The organism is Rudaea sp., from assembly GCF_047601565.1.
In the GTDB taxonomy this organism is placed as follows: Bacteria; Pseudomonadota; Gammaproteobacteria; order Xanthomonadales; family Rhodanobacteraceae; genus Rudaea.
In genome coordinates this window covers 2,060,270-2,086,927 of record NZ_JASGIY010000001.1, presented here as the reverse complement: position 1 = coordinate 2,086,927, position 26,658 = coordinate 2,060,270, and the positions used below count along the sequence as shown (strand labels likewise).

At 66.3% G+C, this 26,658-nt stretch carries 21 protein-coding genes, 2 pseudogenes and 1 riboswitch; of the genes and pseudogenes, 19 read left to right on the top strand and 4 right to left on the bottom strand.

The features are described 5' to 3' along the window. Position 1 precedes the first annotated feature (1 nt). Together QM741_RS09045 and QM741_RS09040 are read right to left on the bottom strand one after the other, a co-directional pair. Positions 2-1,027, bottom strand: coding sequence for a 2Fe-2S iron-sulfur cluster-binding protein (locus QM741_RS09045; RefSeq protein WP_415207384.1), 1,026 nt, complete (start codon positions 1,025-1,027; stop codon positions 2-4). Next, positions 1,024-1,800, bottom strand: coding sequence for an SDR family oxidoreductase (locus QM741_RS09040; protein ID WP_415207383.1), 777 nt, complete (start codon positions 1,798-1,800; stop codon positions 1,024-1,026). The genes QM741_RS09045 and QM741_RS09040 overlap by 4 nt, the downstream gene beginning before the upstream one ends. 142 nt (positions 1,801-1,942) lie before the next feature. On the opposite strand from QM741_RS09040, the gene QM741_RS09035 reads away from it, so the two are divergent. The 5 genes from QM741_RS09035 (at position 1,943) to pepQ (ending at position 8,060) form a co-directional block, all read left to right on the top strand. Then, entirely contained in the window at positions 1,943-2,632 is a 690-nt protein-coding gene (locus QM741_RS09035) for an SDR family oxidoreductase (protein ID WP_415207382.1), read from the top strand. A gap of 67 nt (positions 2,633-2,699) precedes the next feature. Continuing rightward, positions 2,700-3,938 carry a radical SAM family heme chaperone HemW gene (hemW, locus tag QM741_RS09030; protein WP_415207381.1) on the top strand — a complete coding sequence of 413 codons (1,239 nt, stop codon included), beginning with the start codon at positions 2,700-2,702 and terminating at the stop codon, positions 3,936-3,938. Then, positions 3,935-4,135, top strand: coding sequence for a CPXCG motif-containing cysteine-rich protein (locus QM741_RS09025; protein ID WP_415207380.1), 201 nt, complete (start codon positions 3,935-3,937; stop codon positions 4,133-4,135). Before hemW ends, QM741_RS09025 begins: the two co-directional genes overlap by 4 nt. A gap of 222 nt (positions 4,136-4,357) precedes the next feature. Then, positions 4,358-4,565: riboswitch (cobalamin riboswitch) on the top strand. A gap of 125 nt (positions 4,566-4,690) precedes the next feature. Then, positions 4,691-6,538 (top strand): TonB-dependent receptor domain-containing protein, encoded by a 1,848-nt coding sequence (locus tag QM741_RS09020; RefSeq protein ID WP_415207379.1) that lies wholly within the window; start codon positions 4,691-4,693, stop codon positions 6,536-6,538. Between the two features lie 196 nt (positions 6,539-6,734). Beyond that, positions 6,735-8,060, top strand: a complete 1,326-nt coding sequence (gene pepQ / locus QM741_RS09015) for a Xaa-Pro dipeptidase (protein WP_415207378.1) — start codon at positions 6,735-6,737, stop codon at positions 8,058-8,060. A 5-nt stretch (positions 8,061-8,065) separates the two neighbouring features. Here the strand turns inward: pepQ and QM741_RS09010 are convergent, their stop codons facing one another. Beyond that, positions 8,066-8,362 carry a hypothetical protein gene (locus QM741_RS09010; RefSeq protein ID WP_415207377.1) on the bottom strand — a complete coding sequence of 99 codons (297 nt, stop codon included), beginning with the start codon at positions 8,360-8,362 and terminating at the stop codon, positions 8,066-8,068. 107 nt (positions 8,363-8,469) lie between these two features. On the opposite strand from QM741_RS09010, the gene QM741_RS09005 reads away from it, so the two are divergent. Next, a complete protein-coding gene (locus tag QM741_RS09005; RefSeq protein ID WP_415207376.1) occupies positions 8,470-10,407 on the top strand; it encodes an ATP-binding protein in 1,938 nt (645 codons plus the stop codon). Here the strand turns inward: QM741_RS09005 and QM741_RS09000 are convergent. Then, positions 10,404-11,078, bottom strand: coding sequence for a response regulator (locus tag QM741_RS09000; protein WP_415207375.1), 675 nt, complete (start codon positions 11,076-11,078; stop codon positions 10,404-10,406). The genes QM741_RS09005 and QM741_RS09000 overlap by 4 nt on opposite strands. Positions 11,079-11,301: 223 nt before the next feature. Here QM741_RS09000 and QM741_RS08995 point away from each other — a divergent pair, with 223 nt between their 5' ends. The 13 genes and pseudogenes from QM741_RS08995 (at position 11,302) to QM741_RS08935 (ending at position 26,655) form a co-directional block, all read left to right on the top strand. Beyond that, positions 11,302-13,170: an insecticidal delta-endotoxin Cry8Ea1 family protein gene (locus tag QM741_RS08995; RefSeq protein WP_415207374.1), complete on the top strand. Its 1,869-nt coding sequence runs from the start codon at positions 11,302-11,304 to the stop codon at positions 13,168-13,170. Between the two features lie 92 nt (positions 13,171-13,262). Then, on the top strand, positions 13,263-14,834 hold the full coding sequence (locus QM741_RS08990) for a serine hydrolase (protein WP_415207373.1): 1,572 nt from the start codon (positions 13,263-13,265) through the stop codon (positions 14,832-14,834). A 173-nt stretch (positions 14,835-15,007) separates the two neighbouring features. Further along, complete coding sequence (locus QM741_RS08985) at positions 15,008-15,472, top strand: EF-hand domain-containing protein (RefSeq protein ID WP_415207372.1); 465 nt, start codon at positions 15,008-15,010, stop codon at positions 15,470-15,472. Between the two features lie 313 nt (positions 15,473-15,785). Continuing rightward, the gene (locus tag QM741_RS08980) at positions 15,786-17,042 is read left to right on the top strand and encodes a sensor histidine kinase (protein WP_415207371.1); all 1,257 of its coding nucleotides are present in this window, start codon (positions 15,786-15,788) and stop codon (positions 17,040-17,042) included. Continuing rightward, a pseudogene (locus tag QM741_RS08975) lies at positions 17,035-17,401 on the top strand (LytR/AlgR family response regulator transcription factor); the annotation flags it as partial. The gene QM741_RS08980 and the pseudogene QM741_RS08975, both read left to right, overlap by 8 nt. A 62-nt stretch (positions 17,402-17,463) precedes the next feature. Further along, positions 17,464-17,793: pseudogene (locus QM741_RS08970) on the top strand (LytTR family DNA-binding domain-containing protein); the annotation flags it as partial. 18 nt (positions 17,794-17,811) lie between these two features. Continuing rightward, entirely contained in the window at positions 17,812-18,186 is a 375-nt protein-coding gene (locus tag QM741_RS08965; protein ID WP_415207370.1) for a hypothetical protein, read from the top strand. Positions 18,187-18,284: 98 nt separating this feature from the next. Continuing rightward, on the top strand, positions 18,285-19,031 hold the full coding sequence (locus QM741_RS08960) for an electron transfer flavoprotein subunit beta/FixA family protein (protein ID WP_415207369.1): 747 nt from the start codon (positions 18,285-18,287) through the stop codon (positions 19,029-19,031). 156 nt (positions 19,032-19,187) lie between these two features. Next, positions 19,188-20,132 (top strand): electron transfer flavoprotein subunit alpha/FixB family protein, encoded by a 945-nt coding sequence (locus tag QM741_RS08955; RefSeq protein ID WP_415207368.1) that lies wholly within the window; start codon positions 19,188-19,190, stop codon positions 20,130-20,132. Positions 20,133-20,230: 98 nt separating this feature from the next. Further along, a complete protein-coding gene (locus QM741_RS08950; RefSeq protein WP_415207367.1) occupies positions 20,231-22,186 on the top strand; it encodes an acetoacetate--CoA ligase in 1,956 nt (651 codons plus the stop codon). 356 nt (positions 22,187-22,542) lie between these two features. Beyond that, positions 22,543-23,709: a hypothetical protein gene (locus tag QM741_RS08945; protein ID WP_415207366.1), complete on the top strand. Its 1,167-nt coding sequence runs from the start codon at positions 22,543-22,545 to the stop codon at positions 23,707-23,709. A 190-nt stretch (positions 23,710-23,899) separates the two neighbouring features. Further along, the gene (locus QM741_RS08940) at positions 23,900-25,360 is read left to right on the top strand and encodes a UbiA family prenyltransferase (protein WP_415207365.1); all 1,461 of its coding nucleotides are present in this window, start codon (positions 23,900-23,902) and stop codon (positions 25,358-25,360) included. Next, positions 25,360-26,655: an FAD-binding oxidoreductase gene (locus QM741_RS08935; RefSeq protein ID WP_415207364.1), complete on the top strand. Its 1,296-nt coding sequence runs from the start codon at positions 25,360-25,362 to the stop codon at positions 26,653-26,655. The genes QM741_RS08940 and QM741_RS08935 overlap by 1 nt, the downstream gene beginning before the upstream one ends. Positions 26,656-26,658 lie beyond the last annotated feature (3 nt).

Genomic DNA, 26,658 nt, shown 5'->3' with positions numbered 1-26,658 from the left:
CTCAACGGTACTCGACGACGAGGGTTTCGCTGCGCGGCAGCGCCTGGCAGGCGAGAATCCAGCCCTGCGCGAGGTCGTCCGCGTCGAGCGCGTCGTTGACGCGCATCTCGACGCGGCCTTCGCGCAGGCGGCACATGCAGGCCGCGCATTGCCCGGACTGGCACGAGTACGGCACGTCCACGCCGGCGGCGAGCAGCGCTTCGAGCAGCGGCGTCTGCCTGTCGCCTTCAATGCGATGCACGCGGCCGTCCAGGTGGACTTCGATCGCGCAGGCCGCGTCGCTCGCGTCGCCTTCGATGCGTGCGGCATCGGCTTCGCTCGCGCCGTCGGCGAACGGCACGAAGCGCTCGATGTGGACCTGGGCGCGTGGCATGGCGATGTCGTCGAGCGCGCTCTCAACCTGCGCCATAAACGGCGTCGGCCCGCAGACATAGGTTTGCGCATGCCGCCACGGCGCAGCTAGCGCGGCGAGTTGCGCGGCCGTGGGCGGGCCCTGCACATTGTCGAGCCAATGCACGGCTTGCAGGCGCGCCGGATTCTCGCGCGCTAGTGCGGCGAGCGCATCGCGGAAGATCACTGAACGCTCGTCGCGATTGGCGTACAGCAGGAAAATCCGGCCGCTGCCCTCGCGCAAGGCCGTGCGCAGGATCGAGAACACCGGCGTGACGCCGCTGCCGCCGGCGCACAGCAGCAGGTCGGCGGCGTAGTCGCGCACGACGAAGCGCCCGGCCGGTGCGGCGACATCGAGTTCGTCGCCGGCCGCGACGTGGTCGCATATCCAATTCGATGCGCGCCCGTCCTTGACGCGCTTGACCGTGACGCGCGGCGCCTCGTCGAAGGCCGGACTGCTCGACAGCGAATAGCAACGCAGCAACGCGCCCGCCGCGTGCGGCACGCGCAGGGTCAGGAACTGGCCGGCACGGTAGCGGAACGCGGCTTGCAGTTCATGTGGAATCGCGAAGATCAGCGAGTGCGCGTCGGCGGTTTCCGCGACCACCTCGGCGACGCGCAGGCAATGCAGGCTCATGGCGGCGCGATGTTCGCCGTGGCCGCCGCGAGGAAGGCGGGGCGCTCGCCGCCCCCGTGCACGAGGAGATTCGCGCCGCTGACATAGCCGGCGTCGCTCGATGCGAGCCACGCGCAGACCGCGCCGATGTCCGCGGGCGTGGCCATGCGCTGTAGCGGCACGGTCGCGGCGACCTGTGCGATGCCTTGTTCGTCGCCGTAATGCAACGCGGATTTTTCCGTGTGCACGAGCCCGGGGCTCACCGCGACGACGCGCACCTTCGGCGCCCATTCCACCGCGAGCGATTGAACCAGGCTCAACACGCCCGCCTTGGCCGCGCCGTAGGCCGCGGTGCCGGGCGAGGCGCGCAGGCCGCTGACGCTGGCGACGAACACGATGGTGCCGCCGCCCGCGCGCTTCTGCATGATGGCGTTGGCGCGCTGCGCGAGCAGCAGCGGCGCGATCAGGTTCAGGCGGATGATCGCCTCGTGGAAACGCGGCGAAGCGCTGTCGGCGAGCGCGAACGGAGCACCGCCCGCGTTCGACACGAGCACGTCGAGTCCGCCGTAGTCGGCTTCGATCTGCACGAACAGGCGCTCGACCGCATCGGCGTCGCGCACATCGGCCACGATGAAACGCGCCTGCGCATCGCCGCTGCGCGGAAGTTCCGCGGGCATTTCGCGCCCGCAGGCGACAACCTGCGCGCCGCGCGCGAGGAAGCTCTCGCTGATGCCGCGGCCGATGCCCTTGGCGCCACCGGTGACTAGAATGATTTTGCCGCTCAAGTCGTTCACGCCGCCGTTGTCCTGCTCCAACCACTGCCATTCTAGGCGCCGCGGCGCGGCGTCACTATCGTCTCATTGGACTACCGTTGCGTCGCCCGTTTCCGGCTATGCTTGCTCTCGACGATCCATTGGATGCGGCTAGGTGGAGAGCATGAGTCTCGATGGCAGGAAGATCGCGGTGACGGGTGCGGCGGGTAGCCTCGGCAGCACGGTCGTGCGCGCGGCATTGGCGGCCGGCGCGACGGTCGCGGCAATCGACCAGGCCGATCTGCATGGCGGAGCCACGCCCGGCCTGCACGAATTCGGCGGCGTGGACCTCGCTTCGTCCGATGCAGCGGACAAAGCATTCGCGGCGATCGGCACCAAACTCGGCGGCCTCGACGCAGTCGTCAACGTGGCCGGCACGTTCCGCTGGGAAACGCTTGAAGGCGGCTCGCTCGCCACCTGGGACCTGCTCTACCACGTCAACCTGCGCACCGCCGTGGCCACATGCAAGGCCGCGCTGCCGCTGCTGCTCGCGAGCAAGGCGGGACGCATCGTCAACATCGGCGCGGCCGGCGCTGTCAAGGCCGGCACGGGCATGGGCGCCTATGCGGCATCGAAAGCCGGCGTCGCGAAACTGACCGAGGCGTTGGCCGAGGAACTGAAGGATCGCGGCATCACCGTGAACGCGATCCTGCCGACGATCATCGACACGCCGGCGAATCGCAAGGACATGCCGGACGCGGATTTCAGCCGCTGGGTGCGGCCGGAGCAGGTCGCCGCCACGATCGTGTTTCTGCTGTCCGATCAGGCGCAGGCGATCACCGGCGCCGCGCTGCCCATCGCCGGGCGCGTTTGAGCGTTGTCCGCAGCGGATCGCCACGATCGGCTGCGCGCAACGACTCGATCCATCGACCACTCCGCTCGTGACGTCTTCCGCATTGCTGCCGCCGCTCTCGCTCTACATCCACATCCCGTGGTGCGTACGCAAATGCCCGTACTGCGATTTCAATTCGCACAACGCGCCGGACGCGCTGCCGCAGCGCGAATACGTCGATGCGCTGCTCGCCGATCTCGATCGCGACCTGCCGCTGGCGCAGGGCCGGCCGCTGCTCGGCATCTTCTTCGGCGGCGGCACGCCGAGCCTGTTTTCGCCGGAGCACATCGCACGCATTCTCGACGGCGCGCACGCTCGTCTCGATTTCGCGCCGGGCGTCGAGATCACGATGGAGACCAATCCGGGCACGGTCGAGCACGGCGATTTCGCCGCCTACCGGCGCGCCGGCGTCAACCGCATCAGTTTCGGCATCCAGAGCTTCGACGACGACGCGCTCCGGCGCATCGGCCGCATCCACGACGCGCGCCAGGCCGAGCGCGCGATCAAGCGCGCGCAGGACGACGGCATCGACAACCTCAACCTCGACCTGATGTACGCGCTGCCGCGGCAGACGCTGGCCGGCGCGATCGCGGATATCGACAAGGCGATCGCGTTCGGCACGCCGCACCTCTCGCACTACCAGCTCACGCTCGAACCGAACACGCCCTTCGCCGCGAACCCGCCGCCACTGCCCGACGAGGACGGCGCGTGGGACATGCAGGAAGCCTGTCAGGCACGCATCGCGGCGGCGGGTTTCGGTCATTACGAGGTGTCGGCGTATGCGCGACCGGGGCGTGAGAGCATCCACAACCTCAACTACTGGCATTTCGGCGACTATCTCGGCATCGGCGCGGGGGCGCATGGGAAGATCACCGTGGGCGACGGAAAGACCAAAGCCCCCCCTCACCCAACCCTCTCCCCCAACGATGAAACCGTTGGGGGAGAGGGTTTTGTCGTGCGGCGTCGGTGGAAGGTGCGCGCGCCACGCGGCTATCTCGAACATGCGAGGTCGGAGCGTGTGATCGGCGGCGACGACGCGGTGGCACGCGAACAGTTGCCGTTCGAGTTCATGCTCAACGGCCTGCGCCTGACCGGCGGCATTGCGCTGGCGGATTTCCAGGCGACGACCGGCCTCGGCTTCGATGCGATCCGGCCGCAGGTCGAGGAAGCCGTGCGCCGCGGCTGGCTTGCGCCGGAAAACGGCCGGCTGCAACCGACCGAATCGGGCCAGCGCTTCCTCAACGATCTGATCATGCTGTTCCTGCCGGAAAAGGACCGCAAAGCATGAGCGACACGGCACTCGAATTCGTGCGCATCGATTGCCCGTACTGCGGCGAGAGCTTCGAGACGCAGGTCGACCTGTCCGCCGGATCGCAAAGCTACATCGAGGATTGCGCGGTCTGCTGCAAGCCGATCGAGATCGTGCTGCGCGTGGACGACGAAGGCAAGTTGCTCGAAGTAATGGCTCGCACCGATCAGGAATGAATGATCGTCTCGCTTTTGCCCGTCATTCCCGCATGCTTCTGGCGGGAATCCAGCGACTTGGCTCTTGCTGTTGGTGCGATGAGAAGCAAAAGGCACTCGATTCCCGCCAGAAGCATGCGGGAATGACGAGCCAAAGCCATTCTCTGCCGAGACGTCAGCTGAGGTTGAGCGCTGATCAGGAAATGCACGGCCGCGATGCTTGCTTCACCACCGCCGCCTCTCTACACTGCGCGCCTCGCAGGTGCCCGGGCCGAATTCTCAAGCCGGGGTGAAACGGGAAGCCGGTGTGACTCCGGCGCTGCCCCCGCAACGGTAAGCAAGTTCACTTCGATCATCGCGCCACTGTGCCATGCATGGGAAGGCGATCGAAACGACGTCGCAGGACGTCGGCTTGCAAGCCCGGAGACCGGCCTGCGTCGGGATCGCGTTGCGATCCCACAGCTTGCGGCGTTGCGGTGGGCAACGGACGGGCGTATCGCGCGTCGTCCGCACGCCGCTACTCCTCTCCGAAACCTCCGCCGCCGCATCCCAGCGGGTGTGCTTCCGGAGTAGCCAATGTCGCAAAAATCCCTTTTGTCCCTCGCCGTCGGCGCCGCGCTTGGCGGCGGCCTGATCCATGCCTCCACCGCGCAGGCGCAGGAAGCGCAATTGCAGCCGACCATCGAGGTCACCGCCTCGCGCGTCGCGCAGACGGTCGATGCGAGCCTGGCCGACGTGTCGGTCATCACGCGCGCCGACATCGAAAAGACCAACGCGCCCGACCTGCTCGAAGTGCTGCGCTTGCAAGCCGGCGTCGATGTCGCGCGCACGGGCGGCGCGGGCCAGCAGACCAGCGTGTTCCTGCGCGGGACCAACTCCAATCATGTGCTCGTGCTGGTCGACGGCGTGCGCGTCGCCTCGAACAACACCGGCGCGTTCGCGTTCGAAAACCTGCCGCTCGACGCGGTCGAGCGCATCGAGATCGTGCGCGGCCCGCGCGCGAGCTACTGGGGTTCGGACGCGGTCGGCGGCGTGATCCAGATCTTCACGCGCAGGCTCGACGGCGCGCATCTCGCCGCGAGCGCCGGCAGCTACGGCAGCGCCGACGGCAGCGTCGGCTACGGCGCCCAGGGCGACGCGGGCGGATTCTCGGTGCAGACCGGCGGCCGCCACGTCGACGGATTCTCCGCGTCGAACCCGCTCGCCGGCCCCTACGTCTACAACCCGGACGACAATCCATTCCAAAACCACAGCCAGACCGCCCAAACTTGGTACCGGCTCGGCGCACAGACGCTCTCGGCCAGCGTGCTGCGCAGCATCGGCACGCAGAGCTTCGACAACGGCGCCTACGGCCCGGGCATTTCGCACACGCTCGATCAGGCGATCGGCGTGAACCTCGAAGGCGCGATCACGACGGACTGGCAGCATCGTCTTTCCGTCGGCACTTCGCGCGAGAATATCGACACGGCCGCGTTCGGTTCGGCCTACCGCTCCACGCGCGAACAACTGTCGTGGACCAACGACGTCGCCGTCGCGGCGAACCAGCACCTCATCGCCGGCATCGATTACGTGCACGACCTCGGCCGCAGCCTCGACACCTTCGGCGGCGACACGATCTACGACAAGACGCGCGACAACACCGGCGTGTTCGCCGGCTGGAACGCGCAGGGCGATGCGCTCGACGGCGAAATCTCGGCCCGCTACGACCACGACAGCGCTTTCGGCGGCGCGTTTTCCGGCTCGGTCGCCGGCGGCTACAAACTCGCCGACGGCCTGCGCCTCACCGCGAGCTACGGCACCGCGTTCAGCGCGCCGTCGCTGAGCCAGCTTTACTCGCCCGGCTACTACGGCTACTACGCGGGCAACCCGCTGCTCGATCCGGAACGTTCCCGCAGCGGCGAGCTCGGCCTCGAATGGAAACCCGACGGCGCCAACCGCCTCGAAGCGCGCGCCTTCACCACGCGCGTGCGCGATCTGATCGACTTTTCCGGCGGCACCACGTTCCAGGCGATCAACATCGCCCATGCCGCGATCGATGGCCTGGAACTGACCCACAACTGGCGCGCCGGCGCGTATTCTTGGACGAACACGCTGACCCTGCAGGATGCGCGCAACGAGGACACCGACACGCAGTTGCTGCGCCGACCGAAGCAGAAATTCAACAGCGTTTTCGACGCGCAGTTGAGCGATGCGTTCAGCGCAGGCGCCGAAGTCGTCTACTCGGGCCGCTCCAATGACTACGGCGGCGTGCAACTCGGTTCGTACACGATCCTCAACCTGCATGCGAACTGGATCATCAATCCGCAATGGCGCCTCGGCGCGCGCGTGGAGAACCTCGGCGACAAGAACTACCAACTCGTCTACGGCTACAACACACCGGGGCGTTCCGGCTATCTGACCGTGAGTTGGTCACCGGGGGAATAGCCGCTTGTCATTCCGGCATGGAATGCCGGAATCCAGAGCCATGGATGGCAGTTTGGCAAACTTGCGCGATACCGCACTTACGGCTTCCCTGCAGTCTGGGTCCCGGCAATCCCTGCCGGGACGACGCAGAGAATCCTGCGGATTCTCTGCGTCGCTTGCGGCACAATACGCGCATACGAATCCGCGGATGCGCGTCATGACCGACCTGCTCGCCAAGCTCTATCCCGACCATCTCGCGACGCTGAAGCAGCGCAGCGACGCTGCGCTCGCGAAGGCCGACTGCGATCATCTCGTCGTCGCCGCCGGCCAGCCGCGCCTGCAGTTCCTCGACGACCGCCCGTATCCGTTCGCGGTCAATCCGCACTTCAAGCACTGGCTGCCGGTGACCCGGGCGCCGGGTTCGTGGATCGTCTACACGCCGGGACAGAAACCGAGACTCGTCTACCTGCAGCCGCGCGACTATTGGCACGTCGTGCCCGACGCGCCGGCCGGCTACTGGGTCGAGCATTTCGACATCGCGATCATCCGCAAGCCCGAGGAGGCGCTCGCGCTGCTGCCCACGGCACGCGAGCGCAGCGCGGTGATCGGCGAGGACAACGCCGCGCTCGGCAACATGCTGCCGAACAACCCGCCCGAGGTGCTGAACCATCTGCACTGGCACCGCGCGTACAAGACCGACTACGAACTGGCGATGATGCGCGTCGCCTCCCGGCTCGGCGTGCGCGCGCATCGCGCGGCCGAGCGCGCATTCCGCGCGGGCGCAAGCGAGTACGACATCAACACGGCCTATCTCAACGCCGTGCACGAGACCGAGAACGAACTGCCCTACACCAACATCATCGCGCTGAACCAGCACGGCGCGGTGCTGCATTACATGGATCTCAACCGCGCGCCGCCCGCGCACTCGAACTCGTTCGTCATCGACGCGGGCGCGAACTTCCACGGCTACGCTTCCGACATCACGCGCACCCATGCCTCGAAGCAGGCGGGCGAATTCCAGGACCTGATCGACGCGGTCGACGCCGCGCAGCAGGGATTTGTGGAAAAAGTGCAAAAAGGGACAAATTACGCCGACCTGCACGTGCATGCGCACCACGTCCTCGCCTGCATCCTGCGCGAGCAGGGTTTCATCCGCATGAGTGCCGAAGCGGCCGTGGCATCGGGCGTGTCCGGCGTGTTCTTCCCGCACGGTCTGGGCCACCCGATCGGCCTGCAGGTGCACGACGTCGGCGGTTTCCAGAAGGACGAGAGCGGCGGCACGATCGCGCGACCGCCCGGCCATCCCCATCTGCGCATGACGCGCACGCTCGAGCCGCGCATGGTCGTGACGATCGAGCCCGGCCTCTACTTCATCGACATGCTGCTGGCCGAACTGAAGGCCAGGCCCGAGGCAAAGGACATCGCCTGGGACAAGGTCGACCACTTCCGCCAGTACGGCGGCATCCGCATCGAGGACGACGTGGCCTGCGGCGAGACGGCGCCGGAAAACCTCACGCGCGACGCGTTCGCGGCGGCCGCCTGAGGGCACTACCTCTCCCAGCGCAGGCCGACGCCCAGCGTGCGCGGCGGCGCAAGCGTGCCGACGGCGTGCGGATACAGCGCGACCAGCGCGAAGCCGAACGTGGCGCTGGTGAAATAGCGGCGATCGGTCAGGTTCCGGCCGTAGATCCAGGCGGACCAGTGCGCGCCGCGCCAGCCGAGGCGCGCATTCAGCGCCGCATAGCCGGGCACGGTCTGTTCGCGCAGCCGGTTCGCCGTCTCGTCGACGTCGTGCACATCGTGCGTCAAGTGCGGGTGGCGCGGCGCCGGCCGCGCCTTGCGCATTTCGACCGCGTTCCCGGAATTCCGGCCGGCCTGACACATCGCTCGATCAGGCGATTCTTTGCGCTGCCGCCTTGTGCTAGCGTCGCCGGCCACAGCGCGAGGACTGCATGCCCGAGACCATCTTCAAAGCCGACGGCGGCCCGCGGACGCAAACTCGACGCGGCTGCATCGTCGCGAGCCGGGGCGGCGGTTCCGTTTTCGGCAGAACCCTGCTGCGCTTGCTCGCATTCATCGCGCTGCCGGTCATCGCGCCGGCTGTCCCGGCGCAAACGCCCGCGTCGCCCGTCCGCATCGAAGCTGCCCGTTCGGACTGGAATGCGCAAGCGCCGCCCGATGCGGATTGGGTCGCAGTCGAGCGCCTGCCCGACAATTGGAGTCTGCGCTGGCCGCGCTTCGACGGCGTGGTGTGGTATCGGCTGACGTGGAATCAACCCGCGCCGCTGGACGACACGGCGCTGTTCGTCGAGTACCTGACCTTCGCCGGCGAAATCCGCGTGAACGGCGCGCTGCTGGAACGCGATTCGCATCTGCTCGAACCGCTGTCGCGCATGTGGAACGTGCCGCGCTATTGGCGGCTGCCGCCGCCGTTGCTGCACGAGGGCGAGAACACGCTGCTCGTGCGTGTTTCCGGCTTTTCGCAATACCAACCCGGGCTGGGACCGGTGCAGATCGGCAACGCGGAAGCGCTGCGGGAGCGCTTCGACGGCGCGCGCTGGCTGCGCCAGTATCTCGGTTTCATCGGCATGGCCATCGGCGCAACCGTGGGCCTGTTCTTTCTTGCACTCTGGCTGCTGCGACGGCGCGAAACGGCATACGGCTGGTACGCCGCCAACCAGCTCGCATGGTTCCCGATCGCATGGAACATGGTGACCACGAGCCCTTGGCCGTTCACCACTACCGACGCGTTCCAGAACCTCACCGAGATTGCCGTGCCGCTGTCGTCCGGTTGTTGGGCCATGTTCGTGCTGCGCTTCTGCGGACGACGCTGGCCGCGGCGCGAACTTGCCGTGTGGATCGCGCTGCTTGCCGTTTCGCTGTGGATCCTGCTCGCTCCGCACGAAGCCAAGAAAACGGCGCGCGATCTGGCGAACCTGGTGTCGACGCTGGTCGTCGGCAGCGCCGACGTGCTGTTCCTGTGGTTCGCCTGGCGCGGCGGGCGTAACGACCAGCGCATCCTCTCGCTGTTCGCGGCGGCCGCGTTCGGTGCGGGCGTCCACGATACCCTCGGCGTCGCCGGCGTGATCGGCGACACCACGAACTACGCCACGCTGACCGAGCACCTGACCGTCCTCGGCGTGGCCGCGGTGCTCGCCTGGAATTTCGTGCGCAACCTGCGCCGCATCGAGGGTTTCAACGTCGAGCTGCAACGCGGCGTCGCCGAGGCGCGCGCGGAACTTGCCGCCACGCTGTCGCGCCAGCACGAACTCGAACTCGTGCACGCACGCCTCGGCGAGCGCGTCAGCCTCGCGCACGACCTGCACGACGGACTCGGCGGCATGCTGATCGGCAACATCGCCGAACTCGAACAGGCGCCCGAGCAAATATCCTCGCGCAAGATGCTCGACGCACTGCGCGAACTGCGCGACGACCTGCGCCTGATCATCGACACCGCGTCCGCGCAGCACTACGGCGAGCACTCGCTGGCCGAACTGCTCGCGCCGTTGCGCCACCGCATGGCGAGGCTGTTCGAAGCCCGCGACATCGACGCGCGCTGGCGCGTCGCCGAGCTGGAGAAGGTCTACCTGACCACGACCCAGAGCCTGGATCTGCTGCGCATCCTGCAGGAAGCGCTGGCCAACGTGCTCAAACACAGCGGCGCGAAGCGCGTCGACGTGGAATTGCACAACGGCGACGGCGAACTGCGCCTGGAAGTCGGCGACAACGGCCGCGGAATGCCGTTCGCCGGACAGGTCGCGGGCACCGGCATGCGCAGCATGCAGGCGCGCGCGCGGCGCCTCGGTGCGACGCTGTCGATCGGCTCCGAACCGGGCGCGACGCTGGTGCGACTGACCATGCCGCTGCCCGGAAAGGCGGCAAGGCCCTAGCGCAGCACGCCGCTGCCGCGCCCCGCGCGTACGGCCGCCGTGCGCGAATGCACGGCGAATTTCGCGTAGATGCTCTTCACGTGCGAGGCTACCGTCCAGCGCGAGAGATTGGTGCGCTCGGCGATTTCGAGATTGCTCAGGCCCTGCGCGACGAGTTCGAGGATCTGCACCTCGCGCGCCGACAATGCTTCCTGTTCGGCCACCGATGCCGCCACGCCGCGCTGCACCGGTGCGCGCGCGACATCGGTTGCCGCGAGGATGCGCCGTGCGATGAACGGATCGATCGGCGCGCCGCCCTTGAGCGCGGTGCGCAGCAGCATGGCGATCTCCTCGTCGTCGCGCTCCTTGAGAAGATAGCCGGTCGCGCCGGCGCGCAGCGCGTCGAGAATCATTTCCTCGGTGCTCCATGCGGAGATCACGAGGATAGGCAGTTCGGCGGCGCGCGTGCGCAGCCAGCCGATCAGCTCGACGCCATTGCCGTCCGGCAGGCCGAGGTCGACCAGCGCCATCGTGAACGCGCGGTTCGCCGCGATCGCCTTGGCCTCGGCAAGAGTGCCGGCGCAATGCAGCACCGCGTCCTTGCCGTGCGACCCGCGCAAGATGCGGCACAGCCGCGCCAGCAAAGCGGGCTCGTCGTCGACGACGAGAAACGATTCAGGGGATGCATCCATGTGGTACAAGCTGCCATGTCACACTATTACGTGCAATCGCTCAAACGAGCGATTCGCATCATGGACTACTCGAAAATCACTCGTTTGAGCGATGCGCGGAGCATGGGAATATCTCCATACTGCGCAACCAATGCGACGCTGCAGATTGAGGACAGCATTTGCAGCCGCTGGTTTGTTGCAGAGAAGATCGACAGCCGGCGCAATTCCGTCGCAACCAACCTGGATGAAGGGGAATGTCATGACTCACGATACCGATCGCGAACCACAACGGGCCGAGGCATTGAGCCTTGCCGGCAACAACCGCCGCACTTTGCTGCGCAGCCTATCGTCCGTCGGCCTGTTGCCACTGACCAGTATGCCCGCCCTGCGTGCTGCCGCCGCTGACACGAGCCCAAGCGCCGCTTCATCGACACAAATATCGAACGCCGCGTTGGACTACAACCCGCCGATCCTCGATCCGCTGACCGACCTGAAAACCCTGCTCGGCGTCGGCCTGTCGGCGATTCCGTATGTCGGCGGGGTGATTGCCGCAGTCGTCGGCCTGCTCTGGCCCGTCTCCGGCCCGGACCTGTGGGCGCAGATCAAGGACAAAGTCGCGCGGCTGATCGACGACAAAATCGAAACGTTCTACGAGAACCAGCTCAAGCAATTGCTTGCCGGCCTGCACGGCGCGGTCGGCAACTACCTCGGCGCAGTCAAACAGTTGACCGACGCGAAGACACCCGCCGATCGACAGCAGGCACAAGACCAGGTTCGCATCTATGCCGGCACCCTGCAGGGTCAATTCACCACGTTGATTCCGCTCTTCACCGGCGCCAGCACCGACACCGCGTGGAAGGTACTGCCGCTGTACGTGCAGGCGGCGAATCTGCACTTCGCATTCCTTGCCGATTTTCTCAAGGAGAGTGCGACCTATGGCAACGAACCCAGCGTAGTGAGCCAATATCACGACATCTGGACTCAGGTGAACAAAGACTATCCCACCTATGTCGATGAGACGTTGGCGCAGGCGCTGCAGGCGTTCCAGAACGATCGCGCGCAAAGTGCGGGCAACTTTGAGCACGTACCGAATTCCAACAGGTATTCGTACCGCGACGGCATCGCCACCGGCGCCTGGTGGGGCATGCGCGACTTCAACGCGCGCAACAACGAGTACACCGTGCTCGTGCGCGACTTCCGCGAACTGTGGAAGTACCAGCAGGACCCGACCGTCAGTGCACCGCCATCGAACAAGCCCGCATTGACCCGTGAGCTCTGGTACGGACCGTACGGAGCACCCAGTCTTCTCGACATAGGCTACGGCAGCGGCACCTGGAGCAGCGATCATCTCGATCCACCGCCCACGGCACCGTCGCCGGGACCGACACAAGGCGTGCGCAAACTGACCTACCTCATGGGCCGCGGAATGCGTTGGCACCGCCACGACAACGAAAACTACTGGGATTTTCCGACCAACCTCGTTCCGACTTTCGACAACAACAATCCGAATGTGCCAAGCAACTGGTTCGGAATCAGCCTGGCCGACAAATTTGGCGGCCCGGTCGTCGCAATCAAGGTGCATATCGGGCACTACTACAGCGCAACTTCGAGCAGCGGTTTCGCCAATCAGGTCAACACCGGCGGCCGCCTGATCAGCGCCCTGGAGTTCGTGCAGAAAAGCGACCCAACCGCACTGCACATGATTGGATCGAACGATTCCTACGGCTACGAAATGAAAGACTATGCCACAGAAGTGTGGAACGCGCCCGACGGCCATGAGTTGTTCAACTTGACCGTGCCGAGCGCGGTAGCGCAGTTGTGGAACAATGTCGGCCTGCAAGGCCAGCACAGCTTCGGCAGCATCATGTTTTCGGCACGGCTTTCGGACCCGAATCTGAAGCCCACACCGCGCCAACTCGGCTTATTCTATGTCGTAAGCCCGGTCAAGCCCAGTTTGTCCGATCTGGCCAGCGCGTGGGTACAGTTCAACGGTCCGGTAGTCTCGACACTCGGAGTCGACCTGTTGGATTTCCACAACGATATGGCCAACGCCATCGATCTGTATCAGCTCGAAGACTATCGCGAGGTGTTCTGGGCACAATACACGCAGTAATACAAGGCCACCTTACCGTCATGTCGAAAAGCTTGATGCTTCGCGGGTCGCTTGTTGCGCTCGCACTATGCCTATGTTCCTGCACTGCGCATGTGCGGGCCGCACCGGCCACGCTTGCCTGCGAGGCCGGCGCAGAGCCGGTGCCGAACGAATTCTCCGGAACGGACATTCCTTCCGCGCAGATCGACGCCGCCGTCGCCCAGGTCGACGCGTACGCGCAGAAGCTGTTCGCATCGAGCGGCATCCCGGGCATGGCCGTCGCCGTCGTGCGCGACGGCAAGACCGTATTCGCCAAGGGCTACGGCGTGCGCAGTCTCGATACCGGCGTGGCAGTCGATGCGGACACGGTGTTCCAGCTCGCCTCGATGTCGAAGTCGATCGGCGCCACCGTGATCGCGCATCAGGTCGGCCAGGGCGTGGTCGGCTGGGACACGCGCGTGCAGAAGCTAATGCCGGCATTCAAGCTGTCCGAATGGTACGCGACGAACAACGTCACGATCGGCGACCTGTATGCGCACCGTTCGGGCCTGCCCGAGCACATCGCCGATTTCCTCGAAGACCTCGGGTTCGATCGCGCGCAGATGCTCGACAAGCTGCGCTACGCGCCGCTGGCGCCGTTCCGCACGCACTACGCCTACACGAATTTCGGCATGACCGCGGCGGCCGAAGCGGTCGCCATCGCCAGCGGCAGCGACTGGGCCACGCTGTCGCAGCAGGCGTTGTACGCGCCGCTCGGCATGAGTTCAACGAGTTCGCGCTACGCCGATTTCGTTGCGCGCGCGAACCGCACGGTCGGCCACGTCAAGAACGGCGATCGATTCGTCGTCACGCCGTCGCAGCGCGATCCGGATGCGCAGTCGCCCGCGGGCGGCGTCAGCTCCAGCGTCAACGACGTGGCGCGCTGGATGAACATGGTACTCGCCGGCGGCTGCGCGAACGGCACGCAACTGATTCCCGGCGCGGCGCTGCTGCCGGCGACTTCGCCGCAGATCGTTTCCGCCGCGCCCTCGAACCCACGTTCGCGCGCGGGTTTCTACGGCTACGGCTTCAATGTCGGCGAATCCGGCTCGGGCCGCGTCGTGCTCACGCATTCGGGCGCGTTCGCGCTCGGCGCGGCGACGGCGTACACGCTGATTCCGTCGGCCGACGTCGGCATCGTCACGCTGACCAACGCGCTGCCGATCGGCGTGCCGGAAACCTTGAACGCCGACTTCGCCGACCTCGTCCAGTTCGGCCGCATCACCCAGCCCTGGGACGAGTTGTACGCGGGCGCATTCAAGGGGATCCTCGCGCCGATCGGCGAGCACGCCTGCACGCCGAAGGCGGACGGCTCGTTCGACTGCCCCGCGCCGCCGGCCGATGCGACGCCCGCGCAGCCGCTCGCGCGCTACGCCGGCACGTATGCGAACGATTTCTACGGGTCTTCCGTCATTTCCGTCGACGGCGATGCGCTCAAGCTGCGCATCGGCCCGCTGAATGCGACCTTCGATCTGAGCCATTGGGCCGGCGACGAGTTCCTCATGATTCCGCCCGGCGAAAGCGCGATGCCCGGCTCGCGCTCGACGGTCGCGTTCGCCAACGGCACGATGACGGTCGAGTACATGAACGAGGGCGACCAGAAAGGGCTCGGCGTGTTCCGCAGCACGCGCCGCCCGCAGCCGTGACGGAGGCAGCGCCGCGGCGCGCCGCCAGTCCCGCGCGCGGTGCCTTCGCGGTGCACAAAGAATCCCCCGCTCGCTTACGTTCGTTTACCGCGCCGCAGTAAACGGCGGCCGGATAGCGGCGTTGTATCCGTCGTGGGTGGCCATTGCCACCCTTTCCCACAACGGAGAACACCATGTCACGCATCCGCAGATTCACCTTGGCCGCAGCGCTGGCCGCATTCGTCGCCGCGCCGTTCGCGGCGTTCGCGCAGTCGAACGATGCCGAGCCGAGCACGCACCAGTCGATGTTCGAGCACCTGTTGAAGAAGATGGACAGCGACGGCGACGGCAAGATTTCGTCGGCGGAATTCCAGTCCGCAGCCAGCGCACGCTTCGACGCGATCGACACGCAGCACGCCGGCAAGATCACCGCGCAGCAGATCGCCGACGCCCGGCGCGGCAAGCGCGGCGAAGAATTCGCCGAGCGCGAAGTGAGCAAGATCGGCAGCGATGGCACGATCACCCGCGACCAGTACCTCGCCGCGGCGCAGGCGCGTTTCGCCAAGCTGGACAAAAACGGCGACGGCTACGTCACCGCCGACGAGATGCCCGCAGTCGGACATGGGCATGGTGGCAAGCACGCAGCGCAACGGCAGTAGCGCGACGTTACCTTCACCGCAATGCTAGCCCTCTCCCCCGCATGCTCTTTGCGGGGGAAAGGGTTGGGTGAGGGGGCGCTTCTGCTTTTCAGCGCCATCGCATTTTGCCGGAAAGATCAAAGGCGCCCCCTCACCCAACCCTCTCCCCCAAGCTTCGCTTGGGGGAGAGGGCTTACGTTCGGAACATTGCTTTTTTCGCTCCTCCAGACGGCATCTTCGTCGCTGCCATCGCGGTTTCGTCGCAGACCGCAATACATCCGCGATGCGCGCGACTATGCTGCGCGGCAATCGGTTTCGACGGAACTTCGCGGTCATGGCAGGTCTTCTCTTCATCGCTCGCACGGCGCTGGTCTGGTTCATCGCGGCGCTGGCCGTGACAGCGCTCTGGCATGCCGTCGGCTTTCCGCACATCCGCCCGCTCGACTGGCTGTTCGCGGTCGCGGTCGTCGGCTTCTTCACGTCGAAGATCGTTCATGCGATCGCGCACCTGCGCCGCGTGCAATTGATCAAGGGGCGCATCGATGCGGACGCGCTGAGTCCGCGCCAGCGCCGCCAGATCGAGATTCCGTTCGACGCCGCCGAAGCGTTCGCGATCGTCGATGCGTCGATCCGCGAATTGCCGAACGTACGCGTCGACGAAAGCACGCGCGACAGCCTCAGCCTGCGCGCGCACATCGAAAAACCGGTGGCGCCCAAGGCCTACGTCTTCGCCGGCATCGATTTCGGTTTCCTCGTCGTGCGCCGCCACCAGATTCTCGCCACGTTGACGCCGGCGAACGGCACCAGCAGCGCGCTGCTGATCTGCGAGGCGGCCGGCGGCATCTTCAGCGACTGGCTGCAATTCGACGACGGCTCCAACCTCGAAAACGCGGAGGCGCTGACGCGCGCGATCACGCGCCGTATCGCCGAGCGCCGGCGCGGCGAACAGGCGAGCGCGCAGCAGACCAGCACGGAGAAGGAGCTCGCCGTGGCCAAGCTCAGTCTGCTGCATGCGCAGATCGAGCCACATTTCCTCTACAACACCCTGGCGAACGCGCAGATCCTCACTCGCACCGATCCCGCGCGCGCCGACGAAATGCTCGGCAACCTGATCGCCTATCTGCGCTCTTCCGTGCCGCGTGCCGAGAACTCGCTGTCCACGCTCGGCGAGGAACTCGAACGCTCGCGCGCCTATCTGGAAATCCTGCGCATCCGCATGGGCGACCGGCTCAAGCTGCAGATCGAAGTGCCGGAAAGCCTCAAGCCGGTAGCGTTTCCGGCGATGATGCTGCAAACCCTCGTCGAGAACGCGATCAAGCACGGCCTCGAACCGAAATACGGCGGCGGCACGATCTGGATTCTCGCGCGCGAAAACGCGGGCAATCTCGTCGTCACCGTCGCCGACGACGGCCAGGGTTTCAACGCGCAATCGAGCGGCACCGGCATCGGCCTGAAGAACGTGCAAGAACGCTTGAAGCTTGCTTACGGCACGGCGGCATCGTTCGTGATCGCGACGAATTTCCCGAACGGTGTCGCCGCGACGATCACGGTGCCGACGAATGCCACTTCATCGGGAGCGAACCATGCCTAAGTGCATCGTCGCCGAAGACGAACCGCTGCTGCGCGAATCGCTGGTCGGTTTGCTGCGCGAGGTCTGGCCGGCTCTGGACATCGTGGCCGAATGCGAGGACGGCGGCGCGGCGGTCGAAGGGATCGCCGAGCACCAGCCTGACGTGGCCTTCCTCGACATCCGCATGCCGGGGCTGAGCGGACTCGAAGTCGCCGCCGCCGCCGCGGATGCGAGCCCGACGACGCAGATCGTCTTCGTCACCGCATACAACCAGTACGCGATCGACGCGTTCGACAAGGGCGCGGTCGATTATCTGCTCAAACCGATCACGCGCGAACGCCTCGCCGCCACCGTCGCACGCTTGCAGGCGCGCAGCGCGCGCGATGCGGGCGCGCTCGCCGCGGTCATCCGCCAGCTCGGCATCGTGCCGCAGGTCGTCGACAAGCCGCCGCTCGTCTGGATCACCGCGAGCGCCGGCAAGGAGACGAAGCTGATCCTCGTCGTCGACGTCGCCTATTTCCAGGCCGACAACAAGTACACGGTCGTGATGACGCGCGACGGCGAAGCCTTGCTGCGCACGCCGATCCGCGAGTTGCTCGAACGACTCGATCCGACCGTGTTCAAGCAGATCCATCGTTCGACGATCGTGAACCTGAAAGCGATCGCCTCGATCGTGCGCGACGAAACCGGCCGCGGCACGGTGAAGCTGAAGACGCGGCCGGAAACGCTGACCGTCAGCCAGCCGTTCATGACCCTGTTCCGTTCGATGTAACGCTGTGGAGCCCAGACCATGCGCCCGACTCTCTTCATCGCCTCGCTTCCCCTGATCCTCGCCGGCTGCAACTATGCGCCGAGCACGTCGATCACCACGACCACGGTCAACGGCGCCGACGTGCTCGACTCGGCGATCCACGAATCGACGCCCGGCGAGACCCGGTTCACCTGCAACGAGAGCGCGACGGGCAACTGCTACTACGCGCTGTTCACCAGCGATTGCCACAGCGATGCGAAGGACACGAGCATCTGCACGACGCACCGCCTCGCCGACTTCGCGCTCGCGCGCGGCGAATCGAAATCGCTGAACGGCCTGCCGTCCGGCTACAAGCATTGCGTCGCGCGCACGAAACCGGTTCCGCCGCAGTGCGCCGAAGCGCCGCAAGGCTGAAACGGCCGTCCGGGCAGCCTTTGCTCCGGTCAATCGGGTAGAATCGCGTTCCCTTCCGTTGCGGTGCGCGCGGAAGTCCATAAGGGAATCCGCGATCGATGAAAATCCTGGTCGGTTACAAGCGCGTCGTCGATTACAACGTGCGCATTCAAGTGAAGCCCGACGGTTCGGGCGTGGTGACGGACGGCGTCAAGCTGTCGGCCAATCCGTTCGACGACATCGCGCTCGAAGAGGCGCTGCGTCTGCGCGAGAAGGGCATCGCAAGCGAGGTGATCGTCGCCACGATCGCGCCGGCCGACGCCCAGGCGCATCTGCGCAACGGCCTGGCCATGGGCGCGAATCGCGCCATCCACGTCGTCGCCGGCGACGCCGTGCAGCCGCTCACCGCGGCGCGTGTGTTCCTCAAGCTGATCGAGAAAGAACAACCGCAGATCGTCCTGCTCGGCAAGCAGGCGATCGACGACGACTGCAACCAGACCGGGCAGATGCTGGCCGCCTTGTGGAATCGGCCGCAGGCGACGTTCGCCTCCAAGGTCGAGGTGTCCGGCAACGCAGCCAAGGTCACGCGCGAAGTCGACGCGGGCCTGGAGACGATCGAAGTCGACCTGCCGGCCGTGATCACCACCGACCTGCGCCTGAACGAGCCGCGCTTCATCAAGCTGCCGGACATCATGAAGGCCAAGGCCAAGCCGCTGGAGACGATCCCGTTCGCCGATCTCGGCGTCGCCTCGGGCGATACGCTGAAGACGACGCACTACGCCCCGCCGGCGAAGCGCAGCAAGGGCGTGAGGGTGAAGGATGCCGCCGAACTCGTCGCGGCGCTGAAGACCAAAGGACTGCTCTAGCTTCCCTTCCCCCGCCGGGGGAAGGTGCCCGAAGGGCGGATGAGGGAAAAGCCTCTCCACCCTTGAAGGCATTACGAAAGTGCAAGGCTCTTCCCTCATCCGGCGCTACCGCGCCACCTTCTCCCGGTGGGAGAAGGAGAGCTAAAGGAAATTCCGATGTCCAAGATTCTCATCCTCGCCGAACATCTGAACGGCAAACTCAATCCGAGCACCGCGCGCTGCGTCAGCTGCGCGCAGGCGATCCAGGCCGAGGCGATCGAGGTGCTCGTGCTCGCCGAGGCGCCCGAGGCGATCGCCGCCGAGGCGGCGACGATCGCGGGCGTGACGAAAGTGCTCACGGTGGCGAACGCGGCGAATGCGCATGCGCTGGCCGCGGTCTACGCGCCGCAGGTCGTCGACATCGCGAAACAGGGTTACACGCACGTGCTCGCGCCGTCGACCACGTTCGGCAAGGACGTGGCCCCGCGCGTCGCCGCGCTGCTCGGCGTAGCCCAGGTCAGCGACCTCATGAGCGTGGTCGATGCGCACACGTTCACGCGTCCGATCTACGCGGGCAACGCGATCGTCACGGTGCAGGCGCCGGCGGACCCGATCCTGGTCGCCACCGTGCGCACGGCCTCGTGGCCGGCGGCGGCGAACGGCGGCAGCGCGACGGTCGAAGCGTTGAACGTCCACGTCGAACTGCCCACGCACACGCGCTTCGTCGACCTGGCGCAGGGCAAAAGCGACCGCCCGGACCTGCAAAGCGCCTCCAGGGTCGTCTCCGGCGGCCGCGGGGTCGGTTCGGCGGAGAACTTCGCGATCGTCTTCCAGCTCGCCGACAAGCTCGGCGCGGCGGTCGGCGCCTCGCGCGCGGCGGTCGATGCGGGCTATGTGCCCAGCGACCTGCAGGTCGGCCAGACCGGCAAGATCATCGCGCCGGAGCTGTACGTGGCGATCGGCATCTCGGGCGCGATCCAGCACCTGACCGGGATCAAGGACGCCGGCACCATCGTGGCGATCAACAAGGACGCCGAGGCGCCGATCTTCGAAGTCGCCGACATCGGCCTCGTCGGCGATCTGTTCAAGCTCATTCCGGAACTGGAAGCCGCGCTCGGTTGAATGCTCGAACTGCTTACGCGGCCGCCCCATCGCGTACCCCGACAAGCGGCGCTGATTTATAATCGGCGCCAGCGAAGTCATTGCAGAGGGAACGCCGCTTGAATACCTCACGCCCCGTCTGGGAACCCAGCAAGGAGCGCGTCGAGCGCGCAAACCTGTCCCGCTTCATTCGCTTCGTGCAGCAGAACCACGCGGAAGTCACCGACTATCCGGGGCTGTACGACTTTTCCGTCCGCGAGCCGGAAGATTTCTGGCGCGCGGTGTGGGAATTCTGCGGCATCCGCGCTTCGGGCGAATTCGAGCCGGTGCTCGTCGACGGCGACAAGATGCCCGGCGCGCGCTGGTTTCCCGGCGTGCGCCTCAACTTCGCGCAGAACCTGCTGCGCCACAAGGACGATCGCGTCGCCCTGATCACGCGCAACGAATGGGGCGACAAGCGCGAATTCACCTACACGCAGTTGCACGAGGAAGTCGGCAAGCTCGGCGCTGCGCTGCGCGAAGCCGGCGTCAAGGCGGGCGACCGCGTCGCCGGCTTCATGCCGAACATTCCAGAAACCGTGATCGCGATGCTCGCGGCGGCCTCGCTCGGCGCGATCTGGTCCTCGTGCTCGCCGGACTTCGGCATCAATGGCGTCGTCGACCGCTTCGGCCAGATCGCGCCAAAAGTGCTGTTCACGGCGGACGCCTACCCCTACGGCGGCAAGACGTTCGATTGCCTCGGCAAGATCCGCGACGTGCTCGCGAAGATTCCGTCGATCGAGAAGCTCGTCGTCGTGCCGTACTCCGGTGCGGCGCTGAAACTCGACGGCATCGCCGGCGCGGTCGCGTGGCCGGACTTCGTCGGCGCCGAGCCGTGCGAACTCGAATTCACGCCGACCGCGTTCGACCATCCGCTCTACGTGATGTATTCCTCCGGCACCACGGGCGTGCCGAAGTGCATCGTCCACGGCGCCGGCGGCACGCTGATCCAGCACCTCAAGGAACTCGTGCTGCACACGGACCTCAAGCGCGAGGACCGCATCTTCTACTACACCACCTGCGGCTGGATGATGTGGAACTGGCTCGTGTCGAGCCTCGCCGTCGGCGCAACGCTCGTGCTCTACGACGGCTCGCCCTCGCATCCCGATGCGGAAGCGCTGTGGGACCTGATCGACGAAGTCGGCATCAGCGTGTTCGGCACCAGCGCGAAGTGGATCGCGGCGAGCGAGAAGGCCGGGGTCAAGCCGCGCGAATCGCACAAGCTGACGACGCTGAAAACGATCCTTTCGACCGGCTCGCCGCTGGCCGACGAGAGCTTCGACTACGTCTACCGCGACGTGAAGGAACGCGTGCTGCTCGCCTCGATCTCGGGCGGCACCGACATCATCTCCTGCTTCGCGCTCGGCAGCCCGCTGCTGCCGGTCTGGCGCGGCGAGTTGCAGTGCCGCGGCCTCGGCCTGAAAGTGGAGATTCTCGACGACGACGGCAAGCCGTTGCGCGGCGAGAAGGGCGAACTCGCCTGCACCGCTCCGTTTCCGTGCATGCCGGTCGGCTTCTGGAACGACGCCGACGGCTCGAAGTATAAAAATGCGTATTTTTCCAAAGTGGAAAACGTCTGGTGCCACGGCGACCACGCGCTCCTGACCGAGCACGACGGCATCGTCATCTACGGCCGCTCCGACGCGGTGCTCAATCCGGGCGGCGTGCGCATCGGCACGGCGGAGATCTATCGCCAGGTCGAACAGTTGCCCGAAGTGCTCGAATCGATCGCGGTCGGCCAGGAATGGCACAACGACGTGCGCGTGGTCCTGTTCGTGCGCCTGCGCGAAGGTTTCACGCTCGACGACGCGCTGAGTGAGAAGATCAAGAAACATATCCGCGCGAACACGACGCCGCGCCACGTGCCGGCGAAGATCCTGCAAGTCGCCGACATTCCGCGCACGATCTCGGGCAAGATCACCGAGATCGCGGTGCGCGAGGCGATCCACGGCCGCCCGGTGAAGAATACCGATGCGCTGGCCAATCCGCAGGCGCTGCAGCTGTTCGAGGCGCTGCGTCCGCAGTTGGCGAACTGATGCGCTGACGCCGGGAAGTCGAGGAAGGAAACCTCGTTCGTCGGCAAGCAAACCGCGGTTTTTCAAGGCATCGGCCACGCCGATGCTTTTTTGTCGTGCGCATGGCAGGGCACATCTCGATGCCCTGCGTTGCCACCGCCCCGCAGCGCAAGCGAACCCTTCAGGCAAGTCTCGTGCATGCGCCGCGTCGGCCAGCCGTTGGGGATGGAATGTCACTAATCCATGTCGTCCCTCGTAACGACTGGCAAGGCCGCCGTGCAAGCAACGGCCGCCCCGACGACTATCCACCCGGCACGGGCGAAAAATGAAGTGAAGTCGTTCCCTGTTTTTCCACACACCCTGGAGGAAAGAGACCCATGAAATTCCATCGATCCCAACTCGTCCTGGCCCTCGCGGCCGGTTTGTGCCTCAGCGCGGGCGCCCTCGCGCAAAATACTACCGCATCGGCGCCGGTGACGTCCGGCTCCGCCCGGCCGGCATCGGCGAGCAAGTACAAGCTCAACGCCGCCCAGCTCGCCGAAGCGCAGGCGCGCGTGCAACTGGCCAACACGATCGCGCAGAACGTCGCCGCCGACGCCAAGGCCAAGGGCCTCGGCGACGACTGGCGCACCAACCTGCTCGGCACGCTCTACAACACGCCGAGCAGCGCGCTGAGCGGCATGAGCACCTCGATCTCCACACTGGATCAGGCGCTGTCCCAAGCCAACGCGGCACAGCAGCAGGCCGCCGCGGCCAAGGTGTCCGCCAGCACTTCTGCCGCGGGCCATGCGTCCAGCGCCGAGGACACCACCGAGGCCCTGGGCAGCAGCAGCTACGACCTCGTCTTCACCCCGATGACGCCGTGCCGCTGGATCGACACGCGCGTGACCGGTGGCGCGATCGGTTCGACCGCTCGCGTATACGATACCTACTATGGCGGCGGCACCTATGGCGGCAGTTCGTCATGCGTCCTGCCGGGCGCCGGAGAGCCCGCCATCGCCGTCAACGTCACCATCGCCAGCCCCACCGCGGCCGGCTTTCTCACCGTGCGCTCGTACGGCAGCACCGGCATTACCAGTTGGGTGAACTGGTATCAGTTCGGCGCCAACGTGCAGGCGGCGAACGCGGGCGTCATCTCCACGGCGGTGAACAGCTCCACCAGCCACTACGATTTCGAAGTGCTCACCGGCGGCGGCGGCACGGCCCAGGTGATCCTCGACTATTTCGGCTATTTCTCCGCCGCGCCGGCCACGGCGTTGGATTGCGTCGTGGTCGGCACGGCGAGCGGCAGCACTTCGATCGACTCAAACGTATCCCTTCCCGCCAGCACGGCTACCTACTTCACGACGACGACCTGCCCGGCCGGCTATACCGTCCAAACGCCATATTGCTGGAATCAGGACACTACCGGCGTGTACTCGGGCGGCAGCGGCGTCACGGCTGGCGGTACCGGCTTGGCCGGGACGGCTTTCTGCGGGTTCAACAACACGACCGCGGCCGCGCATACAGTTACGGTAGGGACGAGCTGCTGCCGGGTACCGTAACCGCGATTGCGGTTGCACGAGCGACAAGGCAAGGCGCCGGCATGGCCGGTGCCTTGCTTGTTTTGCGCGAGGTCGCCGGGCCGACCGGTGCGTTGCATCCAGAGTGGACGCCGCGGGAGATTCCTTGGCGTCGCCCATCGGGAAACGTTTATGATTGCCTCCCCATTCGCGAGGCCCCGTGCGGAGCGCGATGCCAACCAGGCCGACTTCTTCCATCGACGAAAGCGCCGAGACCGCCGCTTCAATCGATGTCCCGCTCGCCGTCGATCTCGACGGCACGTTGGTGCGTTCCGACCTGTCGATCGAATCGACGCTCGAGTTCGTGCGCCGCAATCCGTTGAACCTCGTGAGTTGCGGCGCATGGCTGCTGCGCGGCAAGGCGGCGCTGAAGCACGAGGTCGCGGCGCGCGTCGGTATGGACGTCGCGCGGCTGCCTTACGACGACCGCGTGGTCGATTGGCTGCGCGGTTCGGCACGGCGCCGCGTGCTGTGCACCGCGTCCGACCGTGAAATCGCCGAGGCGGTCGCGGCGCACATCGGCGGGTTCGACACGGTGCTCGCGAGCGACGGCGAACGCAATCTCGCCGGAGCGAACAAGGCACGCACGCTGGTCGAACGCTACGGCGAGCGCGGTTTCGACTATGCCGGCAACGCGCGACCGGACCTCGAGGTATGGAAGCACGCGCGCCGCGCGATCGTCGTCAACGCCTCCGCCGGATTGGCGGCCGAGGCGGCCGCGGTGAGCGAGGTCGAACGAATCCTGCCGCGCGAGGACGGCGGCCTGCGCGTCTGGTTCAAGGCGCTGCGCCCGCATCAATGGCTGAAAAACCTGCTGGTGTTCCTGCCGATGCTCGCCGCGCACGAGCTGTTCCAGCCCGGCGCGCTGGTGCTGTCGCTGCTCGCATTCCTGAGTTTCGGCCTGTGCGCATCCGGCGTGTATGTACTCAACGACCTGCTCGACCTCGAAGCCGACCGCAACCATCCGCGCAAGCGCCTGCGGCCGTTCGCGTGCGGCGCGCTGCCGTTGACGTCGGCCCTGATCGCCGCGCCGCTGCTGGCGTTGGCGGCGTTCGCGCTGGCATGGCGGATCGACCCGCTCTTCGCGCTCGTGCTGCTCACCTACTACGCGATCACGCTGGCCTATTCCTTCGGCTTGAAGCGCATCGCGATGCTCGACACGGTCGCGCTGGCCATGCTGTACACCACGCGCATCGTCGCCGGGGCGGCGGCGGTGCGCGTGCCGCTGTCGTTCTGGCTGCTCGCTTTCTCGATGTTCCTGTTCATGAGTCTGGCGCTGGTCAAGCGCTATATCGAGTTGCACTCGCTGCTCGAGCGCGGCGGCAGCAAGACCGACGGACGCGGCTACGACGTCGACGACCTGAGCCTGATCCAGTCGCTGGGCGGAGCGAGCGGCTACATCGCCGTGCTCGTACTCGCGCTCTACATCAACAGTTCGGCGAGCGAGGCGCTGTACCGGCATCCGCAGGTGCTGTGGCTGCTATGTCCGCTGCTGCTGTACTGGATAAGCCGGGTCTGGCTCAAGGCCCATCGCGGCCTCATGCACGACGATCCGGTCGTGTTCGCGCTGACCGACTACGTCAGCCGCATCGTGCTCGCACTGTGCGCGGCGGTCGTCGCCGCGGCGATCTGATGCCTGCGGTCGGGACATCCTGGGGGCGCTATCCGCATGCACGGCAAACCGTCGTGCCGCTGCGCTGGCGCGACGAGCGCTTGCCGCAAGTCGACGGCAGCATGCTCGCCTACGGCAATGGCCGCAGCTACGGCGACGTCTGCCTCAACGATGGCGGCACATTGCTGCCTACGCGCGGCCTCGATCGTTTCATCGCGTTCGATCCCGCGACCGGCATCCTGCGTTGCGAGGGCGGCGTATCGTTCGCCGCGATCCTCGACCTCGCCATGCCGAAGGGCTGGTTCCTTCCGGTGACGCCCGGCACGCGCTTCGTCACCGTCGGCGGCGCGATCGCGAACGACGTGCACGGCAAGAACCATCACCTCGCCGGCACGTTCGGCGAGCACCTGCTGCGCTTCGAACTGCTGCGCTCGGACGGCACGCGCATCGAATGCAGCCCTGCGCAAAACACGGATCTGTATACCGCGACGATAGCCGGCCTGGGCCTGACCGGCGTCATCACCTGGGCCGAATTCCGCCTGTTGCGCATCGACAGCCCGTGGATGACGCAGGAAACGCGCCGCTTCGCCGACCTGGCGGAATTCTTCGCGCTGTCGTCGGAATCCGCACGCGAGCACGCCTACACCGTCGCCTGGATCGATTGCGCCGCACGCGGCGGCGCGTTCGGGCGCGGCGTCTTTTACCGCGCCAACCACGCACCCGCGGCAGCGGCCGGGCCGGCGCCGCGACGGCGCAGGTTCGCGCTGCCGTTCACGCCACCGTTCTCGCCGATCACTTCCCCGAGCCTGCGCGCGTTCAACGAGTGGTACTTCCGCCGCGCGCGCGAAGGCCGCGCCATCGTCCACTACGAATCGTATTTCTACCCGCTCGACGCGATCGCCGAATGGAACCGCATTTACGGCCCGCGCGGATTCCTGCAATACCAGTGCGTCGTGCCGCCCGCCGCGTCGGAGGCCGCGATCGCCGAATTGCTCCAGCGCATCGCCCTGAGCGGCAGCGGTTCGTTCCTTGCCGTGCTCAAGGAATTCGGCGATCGGCCCGCGGCGGGCGTGCTTTCGTTCGCGCGTGCGGGAACGACGCTGGCGCTCGATTTTCCGAACCGGGGCGAGGCGACGTTGTCCCTGCTCGACCGGCTCGACGAGATCGTCGCCGCGGCCGGCGGCGCGGTCTACCCGGCCAAGGACGCGCGCATGACCGGCACGCGCTTCCGCCAATACTTCCCGCGCTGGCAGGAAATGCTGGCGCACATCGATCCGAAGTTTTCTTCCGGCTTCTGGCGCCGGGTGATGGAATGAAGG